The organism is Maritalea mediterranea, from assembly GCF_021568695.1.
Classification (GTDB): domain Bacteria; phylum Pseudomonadota; class Alphaproteobacteria; order Rhizobiales; family Devosiaceae; genus Maritalea; species Maritalea mediterranea.
Genome location: NZ_JAKGTI010000001.1, coordinates 1,260,862 through 1,280,012, shown reverse-complemented (window position 1 = coordinate 1,280,012; position 19,151 = coordinate 1,260,862). Strand labels below are relative to the sequence as shown.

Genomic DNA, 19,151 nt, shown 5'->3' with positions numbered 1-19,151 from the left:
TTGATTGGTCTGAATAATCTAAAGCTGAATATCGTAGGTCAGCCAGTCAGTTTTGCGCGCAACACGGTCATAAACAGCACGTGCGCGGTAATTATTGTCAGCGGTGACCCAGCGAACAATGGTCCAGCCTTCTTTTTCGGCCACAGCTTTAATTTCGCCGATCAAAGCCTCTGCAGCCCCTGAACCGCGGTGCGACGGGTCTACAAACAGGTCATCCAAAAAGGCGCCTTTTGACGCCGCCAGCGGTCGCAAAAAGGGGCGATAGTGTGCAATGCCGACCACATTGTCCTTCTTGTCCAGCGCAACAAGTCCCTTAAGCTCGTTTGACTCGTCCATCAGCCACGCCCAGACCTGCTCGCGCATCTCGCCATTTTGGGTTGCATTGTAAAAGCGCGCATAGGCGGCATAAAGCTCGCTCCATCGTTCTTTATCATCGCTCTCCAACGGGCGTACTTTTGACGTGGTCATGCGCTGGCCACTCCCCTTTTATCTTTGAATTTTCGGGGGAGTTTATAGTTTGCTCAGATTGAGACGCAAGGACAAACTCGGCTATTTGCCATTTCGCCTGTGTGTAAGTCCTGAATTTTCTGGGCATAGGCCGCGCAATAAAAACCGGCAAAAGGCTTGCATTTTACCGCTTCTCACTTTATGAAGCCCCTGTTCGTTTGGCCGGGAGCTGAACGGAGGACTGTTTTTCATTGCCACATGGTTATGCAGACAGATGGTGCCAGGAAGGGCATCGGCCTCCCGTGTTCCCGCTCTTTGTAAGATTTCTTTGACGCCTTTTGAAGGCTTCAAAGGGGCTTTGCGCCGGCGGATGAACATAAGTGTAAACCAAACAAAAGGCGAAATAATATGCCATTGTACGAGCATATTTTCCTGGCACGTCAGGATATTTCCACATCACAGGTGGAAGAGCTTACCCAAACTGTTACAGACCTTTTTGCTGCCAATGGCGGTACAGTTTCCAAAACTGAATATTGGGGTCTGAAATCCATGACATTCCGCATCAACAAAAACCGCAAAGCTCACTACACTTTGCTCAATGTTGAAGCACCAGCTACCGCAATTGCGGAAGTTGAGCGTCAGTTGCGCTTCAACGAAGATTTGTTGCGTTACATGACTGTGCGCGTTGATGAGCTGGAAGAAGGCCCATCCCCAATGATGCAAAAGCGCGATGATCGCAATGATCGTCGTGGCGGCGGCCGTCGTTTCTAAGGAGAGTTGACCATGGCAATTCGTGATCTATCAGGTACACAAACACGTCGTCCTTTCCAGCGTCGTCGTAAAACATGTCCTTTCTCTGGCGCCAACGCTCCAAAGATTGACTATAAAGATGTTCGTTTGTTGCAGCGCTATGTTTCAGAGCGCGGCAAAATCGTTCCAAGCCGTATCACAGCGGTTTCTGCGAAAAAGCAGCGTGAATTGGCACGTGCCATCAAGCGCGCACGTTTCTTGGGCCTTTTGCCTTACGTTGTAAGTTAAGTTCGGTTCGCCGAACGTTGGGGACACCTCCCCTAACCGCAATTTGCGGGACAGCATTGGAGATATAAAATGAAAGTTATCCTACTTGAGCGCGTTGGTCGTTTGGGCACCATTGGTGACGAAGTGACTGTTAAAGACGGTTTTGCCCGCAACTTCTTGTTGCCAACAGGCAAAGCATTGCGTGCGAACGAAGCAAACCGCGCCCGTTTTGAAGCCGAGCGTGAAGAAATCGAGAAGCGCAACGCCGAGCGTCGTGATTCTGCGATGGCAGTGGCCGAATCAGTGAACGGTAAAACCGTCACCATTATCCGTCAGGCGGGTGAAACTGGTGTGCTTTACGGTTCTGTTTCTGCACGGGACATCACAGATAGCCTAGCTGAGGACAACATCAAGGTGGGCCGCTCTCAAGTTGAGCTGGCCGCGCCTATCAAAGCTGTTGGCTTGCACACTGTGGCCCTGGCTTTGCACGCTGAAGTGACCTCCGAAATCACTGTGAACGTTGCCCGTTCACAAGATGAGGCGGATCGTCAGGCACAAGGTGAAGATCTCACCGTGATGAATTTTGACGAAGTGCCTGCGGAAATTGAAGCGGAAGCCGAAGAAGCTGCGGAAGAAGCTGCCGAGGAAGCACAGGCTGCTGAAGACGAAGCAGAAGAAGCAAAAGCTGAATAAGCTTTCTTCTTTTCGATCTGAATTAAAGGCTGGGGCGCTGCTCCAGCCTTTTTTATTGTCCGGTTTGTTGCTGATGAGAAACGGTCTTTGGATATTGATGGGCGCATCGCTTTTCCCCATTGATCACAGGCCTGCGAATTGGCAATGAAAGAAGTACCTGTCAATCAAAGCTAGCACTGGCCAAAGCTGTTAAATTGTGGACAATTGGCCATGGGTTGATCCGGGGTCGAGACCCAAGGGGAATGTAGAATGGAAGCAGTACAAAAATTCGACGTTGCACAGTCTGAAGACTATCGGCAGGCGCCACACAATGTTGAAGCGGAACAGGCCCTTTTGGGCGCGATCATGGTGAACAATGAGGCGTTTGACCGGGTTTCCGATTTTCTGCTGGCAGAACATTTTTATGAGCAGGTGCATGCGGATATTTATTCGGTTTGCACCAAGATCATTCGGTCCGGCAAGCGCGCCACCCCCATCACTGTAAAGACCTTTCTGCCCGACGACCTGACGCCCGAGTTCACCATGACGCAATATCTGGCGCGTCTGGCGGCTGATGCCACGACCATTATTAACGCGGCGGATTATGGGCAAACCATTTATGACCTGGCGATCCGCCGCAAACTGATTGTTGTGGGTGAAACCTTGGCCAACGAGGCCTATACGGCAGATTTTGACAGCCCGCCTTCCCTGCAGATTGAAAATACCGAGAAGGCCCTGTTTGAACTTGCCGAAAAAGGCCGCTCCGATGGGGGTTTTGTTGATTTCAGTGCTGCCCTGCGCGAAGCCGTGCATATGGCGGGGGAAGCCTATCGTCGGGACGGCTCTTTGTCCGGTTTGGCGACTGGTTTGATCGATATGGACCAGAAAATGGGCGGCCTGCAGCGTTCTGACTTGATTATTCTCGCGGCACGTCCCGCCATGGGTAAAACCTCACTGGCCACCAACATCGCCTTTAATATTGCGAAGGCCTACGAGCCCGAGGTGCTGCCCGATGGCTCGATTAAGCCTGCCAATGGCGGTGTGGTCGCCTTCTTCTCGCTGGAAATGAGCGCAGAGCAGCTTGCCACCCGTATTCTGGCGGAACAATCGGGCATCTCCTCGTCCGACATCCGGCGCGGTAAAATCCACGAAAGCCAGTTCTCCAAGCTGGTCGAGGCCTCCAATATCATGGCCAAGGCCCCGCTTTATATTGATGACACGGGTGGCCTGGCCATTTCGCAACTCGCCGCCCGGGCGCGCCGTTTGAAGCGGCAAAAGGGCATTGATTTGTTGATCGTTGACTATTTGCAGCTCCTGTCCGGCTCGTCGGCAAAATCGCAAGCCAACCGGGTACAGGAATTGACCGAGATTACCACCAGTCTCAAAGCCCTAGCCAAAGAGCTGGATGTACCGATCATCGCCCTCTCTCAGCTTTCCCGTCAGGTGGAAGCGCGGGATGATAAGCGCCCGCAATTGGCTGACCTTCGGGAATCGGGTTCGATCGAGCAGGACGCCGACGTGGTGTTGTTTGTGTATCGGGAAGAATATTACCTCAAAGGCAAGATGCCGCAGGAAAACACACCGGAGTTTTTTGAGTGGCAAGCCAAGATGAATGAGGTTGAGGGCCGCGCGGAAGTGATTATTTCCAAGCAAAGGCATGGTCCTACGGGCACAGTGCAGCTACACTTTAATGCGAATCTTACACGTTTTGGCAATTTGGCTAAAGATGAGTATCTGCCAGAACAGCTAGATTAGTTTGACGGGCATCGCGGTGCCGAATATTGAGCCATTGGACACATATATGACCGACATCTCCGCTTCTTCGCTATTGAGTTCAGGTCAACTCACCATTGATTTGAATGCGATCGCGCGCAACTGGGCGGCATTGGACAAGATTTCGCCGGGGACCCTCACCGCCGCGGTGGTGAAAGCCAATGGCTATGGGTTGGGGCTGGAAGAAGTGTCCAAAGCGCTGGCCAAGGAAGGGGCACAATTTTTCTTTGTTGCCAATCCGGAAGAAGGGTTGCGTTTGCGCACGGCCCTGCCGGCCGCCCATATTTTCGTGTTGGGTGGCCTTTGGCCACGCACAGCCGAGATTTACGCGCAGGCGCGGCTGATGCCCGTGCTCAATTCCATGGCGATGCTGGAAGAGTGGTTGGCCTTTTGTGTGGAACAGGGGGAAGCCTATCCCTCCAGCCTGCATTTCGACACCGGCATGAACCGGCTGGGCTTTCGCCTGTCAGATGTCAGCTGGGTGCGCCAGCAGTTGGAAAAGACTGGATATCAGCCGCAAATGATCATGAGCCATTTGGCTTGCGGCGATCAGCCAACCCATGAGAAAAACCGCACGCAATTGGCGTTTTTTCAATCGATCATGGCGCATTTTCCAGATATTCCCGGCTCGCTGGCCAATTCCGCCGGGCTGATGGGCTCGAAGCATAACCATTTTCAGTTGGTGCGCCCGGGCATTGCCCTTTATGGCGGCCGCGCCATTTCCGGCCGAACAAATCCGCTGTCGCATGTGGTCAATCTCGAAGTGCCCATCTTGCAGGTGCGCGACGCCAAAACCGGTGAATCGGTCGGTTATGGTGGCGATTATACCTTGCAACGCGACAGCCGCATTGCCTTGGCCGCGATTGGGTATGGCGATGGGTTTTTCCGTGCCAATGGCTCGTCGACCAACCATATGGGCGCCCGCGTTGCCATCAATGGGAAGCTGGCGCCGATTGTTGGCCGCATTTCCATGGACACCACCGCCATTGATGTTACTGATTTCGGACCGAACGGGCCGGTGCCGGGTGAAATGGTTGAGATTTTAGGGCCGAACGTGTCAATCGACGATATTGCAGACGCCGCGGGCACCATTGGCTATGAAGTGCTGACCAATTTGCACGGGCGCTATCGCCGCGCCTATGTGGGGGGCGAAGCCTAGATGGCGAAGCAGAAGGCGCAATTTGTCTGCCAGTCCTGTGGCAGTGTCACGCCCCGTTGGGCCGGGCGGTGCGATAATTGTGGCGAATGGAACTCAATCGTTGAGGAACAAATCAATTCCGGGGTCGGCTCTGGCCCCAAAACCGCCACGGCTGCGGGGCGCCCCATTGAGCTGGTGTCGCTGACGGGTGCCACCGACGATGCTCAGCGGGTGATCACCGGCATTGCCGAGCTGGACCGGGTCACCGGTGGTGGTTTTGTTGTGGGCTCCGCCAGCCTTGTGGGTGGCGATCCAGGCATTGGCAAATCCACCCTGTTGCTGCAGGCCGCCGCGGCCTTGGCTGCCAAAGGCCACAATGTGGTTTATATTTCCGGTGAGGAAGCCATTGCCCAGGTGCGGTTGCGCGCCTCTCGGCTTGGTGTGGCCGACACGCCGGTGCAACTGGCCAGCGAAACCCATGTGGAAACCATTTTGGCGACCTTGGAGGCGGCGGGCAAACCAGATTTGGTGATCATTGACTCGATCCAGACGCTCTGGACCGACCGGATCGACAGCGCGCCGGGGACTGTCACCCAGGTGCGCACCAGCGCTCAGGCCATGACCCGCTATGCCAAGAAAACCGGTGCCGCCGTGGTGCTTGTCGGCCATGTGACCAAAGACGGGCAGATTGCCGGGCCGCGCGTCGTCGAACATATGGTCGATGCCGTGCTCTATTTTGAAGGCGATGGCGGCCATAATTTCCGCATTTTGCGCGGGGTTAAAAACCGCTATGGCGCCACGGACGAAATTGGCGTTTTTGAAATGGCCAATATGGGGCTGCGCGAAGTGGCGAACCCCTCAGCCTTGTTTCTCGATCAACGGGATAAAGACGCCACCGGATCCGCAGTTTTTGCCGGCATGGAGGGCACGCGCCCAGTGCTGGTGGAAATTCAGGCGCTGGTGTCGCCCTCCCCCTTGGGGACGCCGCGGCGCGCCGTTGTGGGCTGGGACAATGCCCGCCTCTCCATGGTATTGGCGGTGCTCGAAACCCATTGCGGTGTGCGCATTGGGGCCAATGACATTTATCTGAACGTGGCGGGCGGCCTCAAGATCACCGAACCTGCCGCCGATCTGGCGGTGGCGGCGGCGCTTGTCTCCTCGCTCACCAATGCGCCCTTGCCTGCTGACGCTGTTTATTTTGGCGAAGTCAGCCTTTCAGGTGGCGTACGCCCTGTGTCCCATACCGGTACGCGGCTGAAGGAGGCGCAAAAGCTGGGCTTTGGCATTGCCCACACGGCCAAGCTGAAGGACCATGATAAAGGGTTAGAGATGCAGTTGGGCAGTCATAAGCAATTGGCCGATCTGGTGGCACAAATTGCCAGCAAAGGGCGGGCAAATCCCCAACGGGAGCCGGTTTAACCGTCAGTTGCACAAAATTTTAAATTCGGCCATCAACTCTTGGCAGGCTGGCCGATAAAGGGTAAATGAAGCGCAAAGTGGTTCAAAAGGGATGTTTTTATGATCACCACCTTTGATATTATCGTTGGCGTTCTTGTGTTGATCTCGGCGCTTTTGGCCACCATGCGTGGGTTTACCCGCGAAGTTTTGTCATTGGTGACTTGGGGCGGCTCTGCTGTGTTCGCTTGGTGGATGTATGCCAACCATCCCGAATTGGCCCGCAATTATGTAGCGGACCCGACTGTGGCCGACATTGTGACGGTGCTGGCCAGCTTCGTGGTGGCGCTGATCATTTTGCACCTCTTGACCATGTGGATCGCCGATTTGGTGACCGACAGTAAGATCGGCCCGCTCGACCGGTCGTTGGGCTTTGTGTTTGGCGGCGTTCGCGGCATTCTGATCGTGGTGGTATTGCTGATTTTCGGCCAGTGGCTTTTCGCCAATGAGCTGCAGCGCTTTGCGGCAGACAGCAAAACCATGCCGATGCTCACCTCAATTGGTGATGATCTGATTGCGGCCCTGCCGGATAATGTGGAAGAAATGGTCACAGACTTTCTGCGCGGCAGCTCCGGACCAGAGCAAGAAGTGCCGGTGACCGAAGGTACGGACCAGTTGGAAGAAGAATTGGAGACCAGCTCGACCTAGCGGCCTATGCGCCTAATTGTTGACTGGAATCCGGGGCGAGATGAGTTGACTCTCGTCTAAGAGCGGCGTAATGAGCCGATTATATGGTAACCCCTTTTTGTCTATAGGGCGGAATTGCTGATGCACGCACCACACGCAACCAGCGCGGCTGGTACCCAGGATGGCCATGAAGAATTTGATCTTGATGGAGATAGTTTGCGTGAGGAATGCGGGGTCTTCGGGATTTTAGGCGAGCAAGATGATGCCGCCGCCCTCACCGCTTTGGGCTTGCACGCGCTTCAGCACCGGGGTCAGGAAGCCGCAGGCATTGTCACTTTTGATGGCGAGCAGTTTCGCTCCGAACGGCATATGGGCCTTGTGGGCGACCATTATACCGACGCCGCGACCTTGGAGCGCCTGCCGGGCAAAGCCGCTATCGGTCATGTGCGCTATTCCACAACCGGGGAAACCGCCCTGCGCAATGTGCAACCTTTGTTTGCTGAATTGAGCGCCGGTGGCATCGCCGTGGCCCATAATGGCAATTTCACCAATGCCCTCAAGCTGCGCAAAGAGATCATCAAAGACGGTGCCATTTGCCAATCCACATCGGATTCCGAGGTAGTGGTGCATTTGATCGCCCGGTCGCAAAAACAGCGCTCTTCCGACCGCTTTATTGATGCCATCAGCCAGATGGAAGGCGGCTATGCCCTGATCGCCCTCACCCGCACCAAATTGATTGGCGCGCGCGATCCGAACGGCATTCGCCCGCTGGTCTTGGGCGATTTGAACGGCTCTCCCATTCTGGCGTCGGAAACCTGCGCTTTAGACATTATCGGCGCGAAATTTGTGCGCGACATCAAAAATGGCGAAGTGATCATTTGTGAACGCCAGGCCAATGGCGAGATCACGATTGAATCCTCCATGCCGTTTGGCGAAAAGCCAGAGCGCATGTGTCTGTTTGAATATGTCTATTTTGCGCGACCAGACAGCATTGTGTCGGGACGCTCCGTTTATAATGTGCGCAAAAATATGGGCATCAATCTGGCCCGCGAGGCGCAGGTGGATGCAGATGTGGTTGTGCCCATTCCCGATGGGGGGACCCCGGCGGCCATTGGCTACGCGCAGGAAAGTGGCATTCCGTTTGAGTTGGGCATCATCCGCAACCATTATGTGGGCCGTACCTTTATTGAGCCGAGCCAGCAAATCCGCGCCTTTGGCGTGAAGTTGAAGCACTCGGCCAATCGGGGGCAATTGGATGGCAAGCGTGTGATCCTGGTGGACGATTCTGTGGTGCGCGGCACCACCTCGCTCAAAATCGTGCAAATGGTCCGCGATGCCGGGGCAAAGGAAGTGCATCTTTGCGTGTCCAGCCCCAAGATCACCCATTCCGATTATTATGGCATTGATACGCCAGATCCCTCCAAATTGATTGCCAATCAATATGTAGATCATGACGCCATGTGCGAATTTATCGGTTGCGACAGCCTGCATTTTCTTTCTGTAGACGGGCTTTATGAGGCCGTTGGCGGCGTGAAACGCGACCCCAAAAATCCGCAATTTACCGACCATTATTTCACCGGTGAATACCCGACCCGCCTGGTGGATCTGGAAGCGGAAAAAGGCAATATCAAACAACGCTCTATGCTCAGAGAGGCAGGATAATCCATGACAGAAGAACAAGATCTGGCCGGCCGTGTGATTGTGGTCACAGGGGCCTCTCGAGGTATTGGCTATTTCACCGCCATTGAAGCGGCAAATCGCGGTGCACATGTGATCGCCATTGCCCGCACGGTGGGCGGTTTGGAAGATTTGGACGATGAAATTCAGGCCGCAGGCGGCAGCGCCACGCTGGTGCCCATGGATTTGATGGATGGTGATGCGATTGACCGGATGGGGCGCGCCATTTTTGAACGTTGGGGTAAGCTGGATGCGTTGATCGGCAATGCCGGCATGCTCGGCTCAATCACGCCGGTCAGCCATCTGGACCCGAAAGAGGTCGACAAAGTCTTCAAGCTCAATGTCACCGCCAATTTCCGCCTGATCCGCTCGCTGGAGCCGCTATTGAAGCAATCCGATGCGGGGCGCGTTTTGTTTGTCTCGTCCAGTTCCGCCTATAGCTGCAAGCCCTATTGGGGTCTATATGCTGCCACCAAGGCGGCGCTTAACGCCATGGCAAAATCCTATGCCGGCGAACATGCCAACACACCGCTCAATATCAATGTGGTCAATCCCGGCCCCACCCGCACCCAAATGCGCGCCAAGGCCGTGCCCGGCGAAAATCCGGACACCTTGCCCCACCCCCGCGAGATCGCCCCGAAATTCGTCGATCTGATCACGCCGTCTTACACTGAAAACGGCCAGTTTATCGATTTGAAGAATAACGGCGAGACCTCGCCGCTATAACTCGTAAACCACCTTGGGTGACGTCATGAGACCTCTCCCGTCACCCTCGGGCTTGACCCGAGGGTTCTGGCAGCATTAGCGATTTAACTTGATCCCGGCTCAGGGCCGGGATGGCCACGGGGGAAGTCGTCGCATGGCACCAACCATTTCTCCACCCCTTGATTGGGGAGAGGTTAGGGTCGGGCGATAAAACCTCAAGAGATTGGGTGGCAGACCCTTACGCCAAACGATCCGCATAAAAACATATCGCCTGACCAGCAGTCATGCCAGCGGGCATATCGTCCACGGTCATGCCCACCTCTTCATATGAACGCGGCAAGGCCTGCAAGCGCGGTACGCAATCGGACGCATTAAGCTGGCTCGCCCAGATTACATCTTCCTGAAAGCCGCGCTCAATCAACTCCTGCCCGGATGTAGATTGCTCAAGCTGCGCCAGCAAATCCCATTCAAAGGATGAAAAGATCGCCACGGCTGCGCCCGCTTCCGGCGACAAGCGACCATCCAGATAGCGCGCAATGGCGCCAGCCGCCAATTGATCCTCAAAGGCGGGGCCCAAACTGCCGTCAACTCCTACCGCCGTCACCCTCGGGCTTGACCCGAGGGTCCAGGCAACTTGTCGAAAGTGCAAAACACCCGACGCCCTGGGCCGTTAAAAACCGACAGTCAATCTGGATTAACGGGTCAAGCCCGGTAATGACGATTGAAAAGACCCTGCTTTCGCTTAGTGCGCCCGAAAGCCGATTGCCAGCGCTGCGGCGCCGATGATCACGGCGGCGGAGCGGTTCATCCATTTATAGACGCGGGTGGAGGAGAGCCATTCGCGGGCGCCTGCAGCGACCAGCAGATAAGGCACAGCCACCAGCAACAGAATGGCGGCGGTGCAGCCCAAAATGACGAAATAGTCTGAAAGCGTAATGGCGCTCATATCCAGCAGCACGGGCGCAAGCGCCAGATAGAACAGGATTGGCTTGGGGTTGCTGAGGCAGATAATATAACCATTCAGCGTCAGCGCCATGATCCCACGTTTATTGACCACTTCTGTTTTTTGCGGCGCTTCGCTGCTGGTCCAGAACTTATAGGCCAGATAAAGCAAATAAGCGGCGCCGATAAATTTGGCCACCAGAAAGGCGTCTGCATAAAGCTCACTCACGGCGGCTAGCCCCAAGATCGCTAAAGTCAGCCATGTCAAATCGCCAAAGGTGATGCCCACCAGCATGGCGAAGGCCGGTTTAAAGCCACGGCCCAGCGCGGTGCCCAAAAGGGCCATAATGCCCGGGCCGGGAATGGCCACAGCGATGGCCAGCGCGATGCAATAAGCGATCAGAGAAACAGTGGTCATGTGAGAAACTCAATCAATGGTCAGTTGACCTCAAGCTATGCCCGCGCCATGTCGTCGTCAAGCCAATTTCATCAGAATCATAAATAGTCATATTCCTATTTATCATTTTGATTGATGACGCAACCATGCCTAATTGAGGCAAAGGAGATTTGCCATGCTAATTGGGTTTATCATCGCAACCTGTTTGATCACCATTGTTCCCGGCCCGTCCATCTTGCTGCTGCTTGTGGTGAGCCTTCGGCAAGGCACGATTGCCGGGCTTAAATACACGCTCGGTGTGTTGGTGGCGGATGCGATGTTGCTCACCATCTCTCTCCTCGGTCTTGGCGCTGTCTTGCAGAGTTCTGTGATGCTGTTCAATCTGGTCAAATGGGCTGGTGTCGCCTATCTGATTCATCTGGGCATCAAGCAATTGCGGGCGTCAGCTGAAATCAAGCTGGATGCCAATCAGAAGGTTCAGGCCCCGTTCACCCAAGGGTTCGCCATCACCGCCCTCAACCCCAAGGCGGTCGGTTTTTTTGTCGCCTTTTTCCCGCAATTTATTGATCATCGGGGAGACGTTGTGGCGCAGCTGATGGTGCTGGTGCCGCTGTTTATGGGATTGGTGTTCGCGATATTTGCCATTTGTGCCCTGTTGGCGGGCTATAGCCGCCTCCTGTTCGAAAATCATGCGGGGCAAATCACCCTTAAATATGGTGCGGCGACGGGCTTGCTCGGCTCGGCCATGGCCGCCGCGCTGGTGCAAAAGGCGTAAGAAAATAAAAGGGCCGCTTCCGCGACCCTTTGATATTCTATGATGGCTTAAACTTGCCTTTTTCATGATATGGGTTTTGCCCGCCCCTGATCCACAAGCGGATGGGCACCCCTTCCAAACCGAAGGTTTCGCGCAGGCCTTTCACCAAATATCGCTCATAGGATTTTGGCAGCGCGTCCGGGCGCGAACAAAAAATGATAAAGCTGGGCGGCCGGGTTTTCGCCTGGGTCATATAGCGCAATTTTATGCGGCGACCCGACACGGCCGGGGGCGGATGACTTTCGGTCATGCCGGTCAACCAACGATTCAAACGCGCAGTGGAAATCCTTGAATTCCAAGTCTTTTCCACCTTCAGCACCGCTTCCATCAGCCGGTCGATATTTTTGCCGCGCAGGCCGGACAGGGTTACCAATGGCACGCCTTTGAGCTGCGGCAGCAAGCGCTCGCACGCTTCTTTCATGTCTTTGAGTTGACCCTGCTTGTCCTTCACCAAATCCCATTTGTTGAGCGCGATCACGATGGCCCGGCCTTCGCGTTCCACCAGATCGGCCAATTGCAGATCCTGTTTTTCAAAGGGGATGGTGGCGTCCAGCATCAGCACCACAATCTCGGCATATTGAATAGAGCGCAAAGCATCGGCCACCGAAAGCTTTTCCAACTTTTGCTGCACTTTGGACTTTTTGCGAATGCCTGCCGTGTCCACCAGATTGATGGTTCGGCCCTGCCATTCCCAGGGCACCATAATGGCGTCGCGGGTGATCCCGGCTTCCGGGCCGGTCAGCACGCGCTCCGCGCCCACCATCTTGTTGATCAGCGTGGATTTGCCCGCATTGGGGCGGCCCACGATGGCCACGTTCAAAAAGCGGTTTGGGTCATAGGTGCCCTTGCCGTCTTCAACGCCTTTGCCGTCTTCTTCCAGATCGACATTGATTTCGGGCATCATGCTTTCATCAAGGTTGGCCACGGCCGCCTCAAATTCAGCTTCGCCCTCTTTCAGGTTTTCTTCTGCCTCTTCAATGGTGGTGGCGACAATATTGTAAAGGTCGGCCAGGCCCATGCCATGTTCAGCGGAAAGCGCAATCGGTTCGCCAAAGCCCAGTTTGAAAGCCTCGTAAAGGCCTTCATCGGCCAATTGGCCTTCATATTTGTTGGCCACCAGCGTGACCTTTTTGTCGGCCTTGCGCAGCAGGCGGCCAAAATGCTCGTCCATCGGCGTCACGCCCGCGCGCGCGTCGATCATAAACAAGATCACGTCCGCCACGCGGATCGCTTCTTCCGTTTGCTGGCGCATCCGCGCTTCAAGGCTGCCATCGTCGGCATCTTCATAGCCTGCGGTGTCGATCAGATTGAAGGTGAGATCGCCGATGCGGCCCGTGCCTTCGCGTCGGTCACGCGTTACGCCGGGGGAATCATCCACCAGCGCCAGTTTTTTGCCCACCAGGCGATTAAACAATGTCGATTTGCCGACATTGGGGCGCCCAACGATCGCAACAGATACACTCATTTTGATGGCTCCACTCGGCCAGATTTTACGCCAGCAGCGTTATTCGCTCGCTGCGGCGTCTTCTTCGGTTGCAGCAGCCGCTTCTTCGCTCTGCGCACCGGTTACGCCTTGCGATTCAAGTTGGGCCAAATAAAGGCCAACACGCTGCGCCAGGTTGCGCGGTGCACCACGATCATTGGCCACAGCCTCAAACTGCGTATAGGCCGCCGCGAAATCGCCTGCGCTGTAATAGGCCAGTCCAAGCGCCTCACGCGCAGCACTGCGCATCGGATGTCCGTCAACCTGCAAATCGCCCACCCGCTGGCTCACCGCCAAGGGATCACCGCCATCTACCAGCAAATAAGCGGCAAATAGCGATGCCAATTCGCGCAAGCGCTGATCGCTTTGGCCTGCGGCAATGGCATCATAAGTGGCCACAGCCTCATCAATTTGCCCCTGCTGGGCCAAGGCGGCAGCTTCACGGAAGCTCGCGAGCGCCGGATATTTGCCCGCACCTTCGGCCTGCACTTTGTCCAGCGCTTCAAGGCCGGCCTGATAATTTCCGGCTTCCACCTCGTCCAGCGCCGCCACAAATTGTTCGGCAGAACTGTTTTGCTGTGAGCTTTGCCACCAGCGCCAGGCTTCATTGCCCGCCACAACAAGCACAATCAGCACCGCTGCGCCAATCACATAGGGGCCAAACTGGCGCCACAGTCTACGCATGCGTTCATTCCGCAAATCTTCTTCGACTTCGTGAAAAATTTCGTCTGACATATGCTATTGCTCTTTATTCGGGCTGTATTTGAGTGCTGCACCATAGTGTGAAGCCAACAAAAATGCAATTTATCTGAAGCAAAATGCAGTGAAAATTCGTGGCCCCTTTGAATTTTTGTAAAAGCAGTTAAAATCAGCGGCTTATGGATGAGTTAAGCGCAAAAGAAATCGCGGCCTTCAAAGATATTTTGCTGGCCAAACAGCAAGAGCTGCAAGCCATTGACGCGCTGGGCGAAGAAGCACGGCAAGCCGTCGAACTCGACCAGCAATCCGTCGGCCGCCTTTCCCGCATGGATGCAATGCAGGGGCAAGCCATGGCCCAAGCCCAAAAACGCCACCGCCAACGCGAACGCACCCGCATCGAGATGGCCCTCACCCGCATCGAAAATGACGATTACGGCTTTTGCGAAGATTGCGGCGATCCGATCGCGAAACAGCGCCTCGAGGTTGATCCGGCCGCCGCGTTTTGCATTCGGTGTGCGGCGGGGAATGAGTGAGCACTAATATTTGCCTTTAGCGGATAAAAAAGCCTGCCCCAACCTCTTCAAAAGCCCCACCTGAAAAAACCAACGATAGTCGATCTCGAGCTGTACCTTGCCACATAAGATAATGGTGACCATCGATCTGTACGGCAGGGGCCAGTATGTCCATAGGCGCTTCACCGCGCAGACGAAAGCGAGTAGGATGAAAGGCATCTGGTGCCAACATGAAATTTACTGCCTTCATCTCTCGCTGCATTCGGTCAAAATCACTTCCGGTCTTTAACTGGACTAAAGTGGCATCTCTCACAATATCCGATTGTGCGACACCGATGAAATAGGCGTCATCAACGTTTAAATCAGAGGTCATTGTAATTTCCCCTTCAATCGTCACTTTAAAGCCAGTTTCTGTATGCGCTAATTCAAAATCGTTAAGTGTGAGATAATTCTCCAAGATTGACTCAAGCGCACTTACCTGGGCACGCTGCTCATCGTCAAGTTCACCAAAATTGGAGAACTCCGCTTCAAACTCAACCATTGTTGCCCCACCTTGGGCGACGTCAACAATATCGGAAGTCTGCAACTCGATTTGCACATTATCTGCTTTACAGCCCGCCAAAACAAATGCTGCAAATAGCGAAAGGAATAAAAAACGTTTCATAAGTTCTCCGAAAATAAAATTGAACTAGTAAAGGTCTATGACAATCACCATAAAAAGCGACTAGGTATAAAAATACTCTTCTCCCAATGCTCACTGATCATCTACTAGCACACACTTAAATTTTAGATCATCCTAAATGAAATGATGCTATCGAGGAACCCTCGAACCTCTGCAAACTCTGCATTCATTTACAGACATTCCTAACAAAGCATCACTGACGAAAGTTGATGCGCCCTCAGCATTCGCAACCAACCTCACACTCCATTAAAACAACGGCACCCCAATCAGTGTCCCGTGGCCCCAGAAGGCGAAGATCACAAACGCTACGCCGCCGATAACTACGGCAATCATGTCATTGGTCACCGGCCCCGCGTCAGGTGTGGGTTCGCCGCGGCGTTTGACGTTGATGCGGTTCCAGACGGCCCAGGCGAGGAAGCTGAGGAACAGGATCAGCGAGGCGAGATCGCCATTCACCAGCAAGTGGGCGGAGGCCCAGATTTTGACCGACAGGATCATCGGGTGCTTGGTTGCTGCCTTGATTTTGCCTGCGGGCACATAGGCCGCGGCCAGCACGATGAAGGCCACCAGCATCAGCAAATGGGCGATATGGCGGAAGAAATAAGGTGTTTCATAAAGAATAACCGGGTCCATGCGCGCCTGGCCATAGCCCCAAATGATCAGCGCCAGACCGATCAGCGATTCGATGGCATAAAGCCCTTTCCACATCATCTCGCCATGTTTGGCGATGAATTTTTCCCGGAAATCAGGCACCAACATCCGTGCCGAATGAACGCCCAAAAACAAGACTAAGCCCAAGATTAACCAGACCATTTTATCCCCCTAAAAATTATTGAATGCAATGTAGGAAGACTTTTGGCTGGACGCAATAGCGATCAACAAAACGGCGCATCAAATGATGCGTCGCTGGTGTTTGTTTATTCGATTTTGCGTTGCGCACCGGCGTGGCTTTAGGTTGCCAGCCCTCTCTCCGCCCCGGACCTCATCCGTGGCCCCGCCTCAGCGCTAGAATTGGTCTTGGTATCCGTGTCACCCTTGTGTTGGCATAGGAAATCATAACAGCCATCAACATGCACGAAGATCACCAGGCCGAGCAAAAATTGCCAACCGATCCCGGCTCAAGGCCGGGAATGCCACGAGATGAGTGGGCAACGCTCACTCCGGCCGCCCCGGACCTGATCCGGGGCCAATTCAACGGCGGCCAAACCCTGAGGTATTTGCGACAATCGCAACTTACAAGTGGCCAACGCCTAGCCCTACGCCGCGCTGTTTCTTTCTGCGTTCGCGCCACGCAGGCTGGCTTCGGGCGTTCGCAACTCAAATTGGTCCACTGGACCAATTCTACGCTACCAGTCGGTCTGGCCCCTCGCAAAGCTCGGGGCGTTCGTTGCTTAAAAAGCCAAATCATTGGCTTTTTCTGGCCTAACGGCCAACGCTCCTCACTCCCACTCAATAGTCCCCGGGGGCTTTGAGGTCACATCATAGACGACGCGGTTGATGCCTTTGACTTCGTTGATGATGCGTGTGGCGGTGCGGCCGAGGAATTCCATATCGTAATGATAGAAATCGGCAGTCATGCCATCGACCGACGTAACAGCCCGCAGGGCGCATACGAATTCGTAGGTGCGGCCATCGCCCATCACGCCAACGGTTTGCACGGGCAGCAGCACGGCGAATGCCTGCCAGATCTTGTCATATTGGCCAGACTTGCGGATCTCATCGAGATAGATCGCATCGGCTTTGCGCAAAATGTCGGCTTTTTCTTTGTTGATGCCGCCGGGGCAGCGGATGGCCAGGCCCGGTCCGGGGAACGGGTGGCGGCCCACAAAGCTGTCGGGCAGTCCAAGCTCGCGGCCCAGTTCGCGCACTTCGTCTTTGAAAAGTTCGCGCAGTGGCTCGACCAGCTTCAAATTCATCTTTTCCGGCAAGCCGCCCACATTGTGGTGCGATTTGATGGTGACGGATGGACCGCCCGTGAAGCTGACGCTTTCGATCACGTCAGGATAAAGTGTGCCCTGCGCCAAAAACTCAGCACCGCCCACTTTTTTCGCTTCTTCTTCAAAGGTTTCGATGAACAAGCGGCCGATGATTTTGCGCTTTTCTTCCGGGTCCGACTTGCCGTCCAGCTCGCCCATAAAGGTGTCTTCGGCATCCACATGCACCAGCGGGATGTTGTAATGGTCGCGGAACAGGGTCACCACTTCTTCCGCTTCATTCATCCGCAAAAGGCCGTGATCCACAAAGATACAGGTCAGCTGATCGCCAATCGCTTCATGGATCAACACCGCAGCCACAGAGGAATCGACGCCGCCGGACAGGCCGCAAATCACTTTGGCGTCGCCCACTTCTTCGCGGATGCGTTCAATGGCCATTTCGCGATAGGCGGCCATGGTCCATGAATTGTCGCAACCACAGATTTTATGGACGAAATTGGAAATCAGTTTCGCACCATCCGGGGTGTGCACCACTTCGGGGTGGAACTGCACCGCAAAGCGTTTTTTTGCTTCATGGGCGATCAGCGCAAAAGGTGCGCCGGGCGATTTGCCTTTCACCACAAACCCTTCGGGAATATCCACCACGCGGTCGCCATGGCTCATCCACACAGGATATTTCTGGCCCACGTCCCAGACACCTTCAAACAGTGGGCACGGCGCGGTGATTTCCACATCAGCGCGGCCAAATTCGCGGTGGTCGCCGCCTTCAACTTTGCCGCCGAGCGACATGCACATGGCTTGCTGGCCATAGCAGATGCCGAACACCGGCACATCCAGCGCCCAAATGTCGGGGTGGATTTCTGGCGCCATGTCATCGGTCACGCTTGCCGGGCCACCGGAAAGGATCACGCCTTTGGGCTTGAGGGTTTCAAGCTTGTCGCCAAGATTGTTGAAGGGATGAACTTCGCAATAAACGCCCGCCTCGCGTACGCGACGTGCAATAAGCTGGGTCACTTGTGAACCGAAGTCCATAATGAGGATATTTTGGGTGGTGTCGTGGATGATGTCTGTCATGGCGACGCTTTACCCCCAATTGTGAGATTCCGCAACCGGGATTCACGCCGATTCTGGCAAAAAATGAGTGCAATTGACGGTTTTATTTGCCCGGGCTGCCGCGCAACTAGAATTGACCGCCAAATCACCAGCAACGCGCCGATAATGACAAGTGTTGCACCCAGCATCGCCTGCACATTCACGGGTCGAATTTTGAGGTCAAACAGGCCGAAATGATCATAAAGCAGGCTGGCGCAAATCTGTCCCACAATCACCAGCAAAATAAAGGGCGCCACGCCCAAACGTGGCACCGCAAAGATGGACACCAGCACCTGATAAACGCCGACCAGCGCGCCAAGCCACACCCAAGGCGGCATGGTGCGCACCGCCTGCCCATCGGGCATCGGTGCCTTTGTTATGATGGCAACCAAACTGATAGCACAAGTGGCAATCAGAAAAGCCATCAATGTTGCAGTGATGGGATTGCCCAGGCCCACAGCCATGCGGGCATAGATGGGCCCCTGCGCCGCGATCAGCGCGCCGCCCAAAATGGCGGCGACCATCAGCCCGCCGATTAGCCAGCCTGTTGGCATCGGCGCTCATCCAGCGTTTTGTACATGTAGGTGGTGGCATGGAATGCGTCGTCTGTGGCGTTTTTCCCAAAATTGGGAATGATCCCGGCCACCTTATAGCCCATGCGATGATAGAACGGCTCTGCCCCGCCGCCGGTGCGTGTATCCAGCGTGATCTGCCAGCGATGATGGGCCCTAGCCTCCTCTTCCAGCCGCGCGATCAGGTGGTGGGCAATGCCTTTGCGGCGATGGTCAGGATGCACCATCATTTTGGAGACTTCGCCACGATGGGGCTGATTGTCGGGCATGCCCAATATCAATTGCGCCGTGCCCACGGCCCGCCCCTCCTCCAGCGCCAAAAACAAGGCCCGGTCGCCGCTGGCCACGGCGGGACGGATCGTCTCCTGCCAAAATTGTGCTGCCCGCTCGGCGCTGAGCGGTGCGATAAAGCCCACAGCCGCACCGTGGTTGACGGTTTGCTGCAAAATTTCGACCAGATCATCGAAATGCTGATCAAACTGATCCAGCGTGGCGCGCAAAATCTGCATAAAT

21 protein-coding genes are annotated in these 19,151 nt (G+C 54.9%); 11 read left to right on the top strand and 10 right to left on the bottom strand.

Annotation, left to right across the window (positions count from 1 at the left end; all coding sequences use genetic code 11):
* Positions 1 to 18 precede the first annotated feature (18 nt).
* Positions 19 to 468 carry a GNAT family N-acetyltransferase gene (locus L1I42_RS06220; protein ID WP_236113619.1) on the bottom strand — a complete coding sequence of 150 codons (450 nt, stop codon included), beginning with the start codon at positions 466 to 468 and terminating at the stop codon, positions 19 to 21.
* Between the two features lie 387 nt (positions 469 to 855).
* Here L1I42_RS06220 and rpsF point away from each other — a divergent pair, with 387 nt between their 5' ends.
* The 9 genes from rpsF (at position 856) to L1I42_RS06175 (ending at position 9,532) form a co-directional block, all read left to right on the top strand.
* Positions 856 to 1,218, top strand: a complete 363-nt coding sequence (gene rpsF, locus L1I42_RS06215; RefSeq protein ID WP_236113618.1) for a 30S ribosomal protein S6 — start codon at positions 856 to 858, stop codon at positions 1,216 to 1,218.
* Positions 1,219 to 1,230: 12 nt separating this feature from the next.
* Positions 1,231 to 1,485, top strand: coding sequence for a 30S ribosomal protein S18 (gene rpsR / locus L1I42_RS06210; RefSeq protein WP_255768534.1), 255 nt, complete (start codon positions 1,231 to 1,233; stop codon positions 1,483 to 1,485).
* 69 nt (positions 1,486 to 1,554) lie between these two features.
* Entirely contained in the window at positions 1,555 to 2,157 is a 603-nt protein-coding gene (rplI, locus tag L1I42_RS06205) for a 50S ribosomal protein L9 (protein WP_236113617.1), read from the top strand.
* Positions 2,158 to 2,406: 249 nt separating this feature from the next.
* Positions 2,407 to 3,891 carry a replicative DNA helicase gene (locus L1I42_RS06200; protein ID WP_236113616.1) on the top strand — a complete coding sequence of 495 codons (1,485 nt, stop codon included), beginning with the start codon at positions 2,407 to 2,409 and terminating at the stop codon, positions 3,889 to 3,891.
* A 46-nt stretch (positions 3,892 to 3,937) separates the two neighbouring features.
* Positions 3,938 to 5,068 carry an alanine racemase gene (gene alr / locus L1I42_RS06195; protein ID WP_236113615.1) on the top strand — a complete coding sequence of 377 codons (1,131 nt, stop codon included), beginning with the start codon at positions 3,938 to 3,940 and terminating at the stop codon, positions 5,066 to 5,068.
* Positions 5,069 to 6,466 carry a DNA repair protein RadA gene (gene radA, locus L1I42_RS06190; RefSeq protein ID WP_236113614.1) on the top strand — a complete coding sequence of 466 codons (1,398 nt, stop codon included), beginning with the start codon at positions 5,069 to 5,071 and terminating at the stop codon, positions 6,464 to 6,466.
* A gap of 99 nt (positions 6,467 to 6,565) precedes the next feature.
* Complete coding sequence (locus L1I42_RS06185) at positions 6,566 to 7,150, top strand: CvpA family protein (RefSeq protein ID WP_236113613.1); 585 nt, start codon at positions 6,566 to 6,568, stop codon at positions 7,148 to 7,150.
* 120 nt (positions 7,151 to 7,270) lie between these two features.
* Positions 7,271 to 8,791 (top strand): amidophosphoribosyltransferase, encoded by a 1,521-nt coding sequence (purF, locus tag L1I42_RS06180; protein ID WP_236113612.1) that lies wholly within the window; start codon positions 7,271 to 7,273, stop codon positions 8,789 to 8,791.
* Between the two features lie 3 nt (positions 8,792 to 8,794).
* On the top strand, positions 8,795 to 9,532 hold the full coding sequence (locus L1I42_RS06175; protein ID WP_236113611.1) for an SDR family NAD(P)-dependent oxidoreductase: 738 nt from the start codon (positions 8,795 to 8,797) through the stop codon (positions 9,530 to 9,532).
* Between the two features lie 217 nt (positions 9,533 to 9,749).
* Here L1I42_RS06175 and L1I42_RS06170 read toward each other — a convergent pair whose 3' ends face one another.
* A complete protein-coding gene (locus L1I42_RS06170) occupies positions 9,750 to 10,115 on the bottom strand; it encodes a 2-phosphosulfolactate phosphatase (protein WP_236113610.1) in 366 nt (121 codons plus the stop codon).
* 138 nt (positions 10,116 to 10,253) lie between these two features.
* A complete protein-coding gene (locus tag L1I42_RS06165) occupies positions 10,254 to 10,871 on the bottom strand; it encodes a LysE family translocator (RefSeq protein ID WP_236113609.1) in 618 nt (205 codons plus the stop codon).
* A 154-nt stretch (positions 10,872 to 11,025) separates the two neighbouring features.
* Here L1I42_RS06165 and L1I42_RS06160 point away from each other — a divergent pair, with 154 nt between their 5' ends.
* Positions 11,026 to 11,625 carry a LysE family translocator gene (locus L1I42_RS06160; RefSeq protein ID WP_236113608.1) on the top strand — a complete coding sequence of 200 codons (600 nt, stop codon included), beginning with the start codon at positions 11,026 to 11,028 and terminating at the stop codon, positions 11,623 to 11,625.
* A 37-nt stretch (positions 11,626 to 11,662) separates the two neighbouring features.
* On the opposite strand, the gene der is transcribed toward L1I42_RS06160, so the two are convergent.
* Complete coding sequence (gene der, locus L1I42_RS06155) at positions 11,663 to 13,129, bottom strand: ribosome biogenesis GTPase Der (protein ID WP_236113607.1); 1,467 nt, start codon at positions 13,127 to 13,129, stop codon at positions 11,663 to 11,665.
* A 39-nt stretch (positions 13,130 to 13,168) separates the two neighbouring features.
* Positions 13,169 to 13,882, bottom strand: a complete 714-nt coding sequence (locus L1I42_RS06150; protein WP_236113606.1) for a tetratricopeptide repeat protein — start codon at positions 13,880 to 13,882, stop codon at positions 13,169 to 13,171.
* A 143-nt stretch (positions 13,883 to 14,025) separates the two neighbouring features.
* On the opposite strand from L1I42_RS06150, the gene L1I42_RS06145 reads away from it, so the two are divergent.
* Positions 14,026 to 14,379: a TraR/DksA family transcriptional regulator gene (locus L1I42_RS06145; protein ID WP_236113605.1), complete on the top strand. Its 354-nt coding sequence runs from the start codon at positions 14,026 to 14,028 to the stop codon at positions 14,377 to 14,379.
* A gap of 16 nt (positions 14,380 to 14,395) precedes the next feature.
* On the opposite strand, the gene L1I42_RS06140 is transcribed toward L1I42_RS06145, so the two are convergent.
* From L1I42_RS06140 to L1I42_RS06120, 5 genes are all read right to left on the bottom strand, one after another.
* Positions 14,396 to 15,022: a hypothetical protein gene (locus L1I42_RS06140; protein ID WP_236113604.1), complete on the bottom strand. Its 627-nt coding sequence runs from the start codon at positions 15,020 to 15,022 to the stop codon at positions 14,396 to 14,398.
* Positions 15,023 to 15,286: 264 nt separating this feature from the next.
* Positions 15,287 to 15,853, bottom strand: coding sequence for an NnrU family protein (locus L1I42_RS06135; RefSeq protein ID WP_236113603.1), 567 nt, complete (start codon positions 15,851 to 15,853; stop codon positions 15,287 to 15,289).
* A 626-nt stretch (positions 15,854 to 16,479) separates the two neighbouring features.
* Positions 16,480 to 18,048: a glutamine-hydrolyzing GMP synthase gene (guaA, locus tag L1I42_RS06130; RefSeq protein ID WP_236113602.1), complete on the bottom strand. Its 1,569-nt coding sequence runs from the start codon at positions 18,046 to 18,048 to the stop codon at positions 16,480 to 16,482.
* On the bottom strand, positions 18,045 to 18,620 hold the full coding sequence (locus tag L1I42_RS06125; protein WP_236113601.1) for a DMT family transporter: 576 nt from the start codon (positions 18,618 to 18,620) through the stop codon (positions 18,045 to 18,047). The genes guaA and L1I42_RS06125 overlap by 4 nt, the downstream gene beginning before the upstream one ends.
* The gene (locus tag L1I42_RS06120; protein WP_236113600.1) at positions 18,602 to 19,147 is read right to left on the bottom strand and encodes a GNAT family N-acetyltransferase; all 546 of its coding nucleotides are present in this window, start codon (positions 19,145 to 19,147) and stop codon (positions 18,602 to 18,604) included. Before L1I42_RS06120 ends, L1I42_RS06125 begins: the two co-directional genes overlap by 19 nt.
* Positions 19,148 to 19,151: the final 4 nt, after the last annotated feature.

What these genes read in the sequence shown, in the direction of transcription:
- L1I42_RS06150 (WP_236113606.1), bottom strand. Translation starts at nt 13,882, where the DNA reads ATGTCAGACGAAATTTTTCACGAAGTCGAAGAAGATTTGCGGAATGAA.
- L1I42_RS06200 (WP_236113616.1), top strand. Translation starts at nt 2,407, where the DNA reads ATGGAAGCAGTACAAAAATTCGACGTTGCACAGTCTGAAGACTATCGG.
- L1I42_RS06120 (WP_236113600.1), bottom strand. Translation starts at nt 19,147, where the DNA reads ATGCAGATTTTGCGCGCCACGCTGGATCAGTTTGATCAGCATTTCGAT.
- L1I42_RS06220 (WP_236113619.1), bottom strand. Translation starts at nt 468, where the DNA reads ATGACCACGTCAAAAGTACGCCCGTTGGAGAGCGATGATAAAGAACGA.
- L1I42_RS06165 (WP_236113609.1), bottom strand. Translation starts at nt 10,871, where the DNA reads ATGACCACTGTTTCTCTGATCGCTTATTGCATCGCGCTGGCCATCGCT.
- radA (WP_236113614.1), top strand. Translation starts at nt 5,069, where the DNA reads ATGGCGAAGCAGAAGGCGCAATTTGTCTGCCAGTCCTGTGGCAGTGTC.
- L1I42_RS06160 (WP_236113608.1), top strand. Translation starts at nt 11,026, where the DNA reads ATGCTAATTGGGTTTATCATCGCAACCTGTTTGATCACCATTGTTCCC.
- rpsR (WP_255768534.1), top strand. Translation starts at nt 1,231, where the DNA reads ATGGCAATTCGTGATCTATCAGGTACACAAACACGTCGTCCTTTCCAG.
- guaA (WP_236113602.1), bottom strand. Translation starts at nt 18,048, where the DNA reads ATGACAGACATCATCCACGACACCACCCAAAATATCCTCATTATGGAC.
- L1I42_RS06185 (WP_236113613.1), top strand. Translation starts at nt 6,566, where the DNA reads ATGATCACCACCTTTGATATTATCGTTGGCGTTCTTGTGTTGATCTCG.
- L1I42_RS06175 (WP_236113611.1), top strand. Translation starts at nt 8,795, where the DNA reads ATGACAGAAGAACAAGATCTGGCCGGCCGTGTGATTGTGGTCACAGGG.
- purF (WP_236113612.1), top strand. Translation starts at nt 7,271, where the DNA reads ATGCACGCACCACACGCAACCAGCGCGGCTGGTACCCAGGATGGCCAT.
- L1I42_RS06140 (WP_236113604.1), bottom strand. Translation starts at nt 15,022, where the DNA reads ATGAAACGTTTTTTATTCCTTTCGCTATTTGCAGCATTTGTTTTGGCG.
- L1I42_RS06125 (WP_236113601.1), bottom strand. Translation starts at nt 18,620, where the DNA reads ATGCCAACAGGCTGGCTAATCGGCGGGCTGATGGTCGCCGCCATTTTG.
- rpsF (WP_236113618.1), top strand. Translation starts at nt 856, where the DNA reads ATGCCATTGTACGAGCATATTTTCCTGGCACGTCAGGATATTTCCACA.
- der (WP_236113607.1), bottom strand. Translation starts at nt 13,129, where the DNA reads ATGAGTGTATCTGTTGCGATCGTTGGGCGCCCCAATGTCGGCAAATCG.
- alr (WP_236113615.1), top strand. Translation starts at nt 3,938, where the DNA reads ATGACCGACATCTCCGCTTCTTCGCTATTGAGTTCAGGTCAACTCACC.
- L1I42_RS06135 (WP_236113603.1), bottom strand. Translation starts at nt 15,853, where the DNA reads ATGGTCTGGTTAATCTTGGGCTTAGTCTTGTTTTTGGGCGTTCATTCG.
- L1I42_RS06145 (WP_236113605.1), top strand. Translation starts at nt 14,026, where the DNA reads ATGGATGAGTTAAGCGCAAAAGAAATCGCGGCCTTCAAAGATATTTTG.
- rplI (WP_236113617.1), top strand. Translation starts at nt 1,555, where the DNA reads ATGAAAGTTATCCTACTTGAGCGCGTTGGTCGTTTGGGCACCATTGGT.